The organism is Acidovorax sp. GW835-FHT14G06 (genome assembly GCF_058793595.1).
Window position 1 is genome coordinate 1 of record NZ_JBXAGA010000043.1, and the last position, 2,441, is coordinate 2,441.

General features: G+C 62.9%; 2 protein-coding genes. Both read left to right on the forward strand.

What is annotated here, in order from left to right:
• Window positions 1–71 precede the first annotated feature (71 nt).
• Window positions 72–1,598 carry an IS21 family transposase gene (istA, locus tag AC1Q64_RS25620; RefSeq protein ID WP_492253172.1) on the forward strand — a complete coding sequence of 509 codons (1,527 nt, stop codon included), beginning with the start codon at window positions 72–74 and terminating at the stop codon, window positions 1,596–1,598.
• On the forward strand, window positions 1,588–2,391 hold the full coding sequence (gene istB / locus AC1Q64_RS25625; protein ID WP_108625308.1) for an IS21-like element ISThsp10 family helper ATPase IstB: 804 nt from the start codon (window positions 1,588–1,590) through the stop codon (window positions 2,389–2,391). The genes istA and istB overlap by 11 nt, the downstream gene beginning before the upstream one ends.
• Window positions 2,392–2,441: the final 50 nt, after the last annotated feature.

Here is a 2,441-nt window from a genome sequence, read left to right on the forward strand (position 1 = left end):
GGATTTCCATCCAAACCTGACCCACGTACTAACCCTAACCTGCTGCTTTGCTGAGCAGCAGGAGACCAGGAGTGATAGACGTGGCAACACTGAGTGTCATCAGGCGCTGGGCCCTGCGAGAGCAGCTGTCCATCCGGGAGATCGCCCGCCGCACGGGCCTCTCGCGCAACACCATCCGCAAGTACCTGCGCGTAGGCGAGGCCGAGCCGCACTATGCCAAGCGGGTCAGTCCATCCAAGCTCGATCCCTTCGCCTTGAAGCTCGCCGGCTGGCTCAAGACGGAAGCTGGCCGATCCCGCAAGCAGCGGCGCACCATCAAGCAGATGTACGTGGATCTGCAGGCGCTCGGTTATGGCGGCTCCTACAACCGTGTGGCGGCCTTTGCGCGCCTCTGGCACGAGCAGCGCCTTGTGGCACAGCAGACCACTGGCCGTGGCACCTTCGTTCCCCTGACCTTCGGTCCGGGTGAGGCCTTCCAGTTCGACTGGAGCGAGGACTGGGCTGTTCTCGCTGGCGTGCGCACCAAGCTGCAGGTAGCCCACTTCAAGCTCAGCCACAGCCGAGCGTTCTACCTGCGCGCCTACCCCCTGCAGACGCACGAGATGCTGTTCGATGCCCACAACCATGCATTCGTAGTCCTGGGTGGCGTGCCCCGCCGTGGCATCTACGACAACATGCGCACCGCTGTAGACCGGGTGCGCCGTGGCAAGGAGCGCGACGTCAATGCGCGCTTTGCGGCCATGGTCAGCCACTTCCTGTTCGAGGCCGAGTTCTGCAATCCCGCGTCGGGCTGGGAGAAGGGCCAGGTGGAGAAGAACGTGCGCGATGCCCGCCATCGCCTGTGGCAGGTGGTGCCGCCATTCCAAAGCCTGCCCGATCTCAATGCCTGGCTTGAAGAGCGCTGCGTGGCGCTGTGGCACGAGATCGAGCACGGCAAGCTGCCGGGCACCGTCGCGGATGTCTGGGCTCAAGAGAAGGCAACCTTGATGCCGATGCCCCGGCCCTTCGATGGCTTTGTGGAGCACACCAAGCGCGTCTCACCCACCTGCTTGGTCCACTTCGAGCGCAATCGCTACAGCGTGCCGGCGCCGTATGCCAATCGGCCGGTGAGCCTGCGGGTCTACGCCGATCGCCTGGTGGTCGCCGCCGAAGGCCAGATCGTGTGCGAGCATCAGCGCCTGATCGAGCGTAACCACCACGGTACGGGTCAGACCGTGTACGACTGGCGCCACTACTTGGCGGTGCTGCAGCGCAAACCAGGAGCTTTGCGCAACGGCGCCCCATTCCTGGAGCTACCAGCGGCCTTCAAGCGACTGCAGGCCACCTTGCTCAAGCAACCCGGCGGCGACCGGGAGATGGTGGAGGTACTGGCACTGGTGCTGCACCACGATGAACAAGCTGTGCTCGCTGCAGTGGAGTTGGCACTGGAGTCAGGGGCTGCCAGCAAGACCCACATCCTGAACGTGCTCCACCGCCTGCTGGACGGTAAGCCCGCCCCAGCACCGGTCACATCGCCGCAGGCCCTCAAGCTGGCGGTGGAACCCCAAGCCAATGTGCTTCGTTACGACCAATTGAGGGAGGTGCGCTATGCGTCATGACCCTGCCATCGCTTCCATCGTGATCATGCTGCGCGAGCTCAAGATGCACGGCATGGCCCAGGCAGTTGCAGAACTGGCTGAGCAAGGTGCACCGGCCTTCGATGCGGCGCAGCCCATCCTGTCCCAACTGCTCAAGGCCGAGACCGCCGAGCGAGAGGTGCGCTCGGTGGCCTACCAATTGAAGGTGGCCAGGTTCCCGGCGTACCGGGACCTGGCTGGGTTTGACTTCGGCCACAGTGAGGTGAACGAGGCACTGGTACGCCAGCTGCACCGCTGCGAATTCTTGGAGAACGCCAACAACGTGGTGTTGGTGGGTGGCCCGGGTACGGGCAAGACCCACATCGCCACAGCCCTCGGGGTGCAAGCCATTGAGCACCATCACCGCAGGGTGCGGTTCTTCTCCACGGTGGAGCTGGTCAATGCACTGGAAGAGGAGAAGGCCCAGGGCAAGCCGGGGCAGATCGCGCACCGCCTAGCCTATGCCGATCTGGTGATCCTGGATGAACTGGGCTACCTGCCATTCAGCACGTCAGGAGGAGCCTTGCTGTTCCACCTGCTGTCCAAGCTGTACGAGCGCACCAGCGTTGTGATCACCACCAACCTGAGCTTCAGCGAATGGGCCAGTGTGTTCGGGGATGCCAAGATGACCACGGCACTGCTGGACCGACTCACGCATCACTGCCATATTCTGGAAACGGGTAACGACAGCTACAGGTTCAAGAACAGCTCCGCACAGCAACCACCACAGACCACCAAGAAGGAGAAGGCGACCAAGAACTTATCCACAACGTGAGCGTGAAGCTCACGAACCAGGGTGGGTCAAGATTCGATGGAAATGGTGGG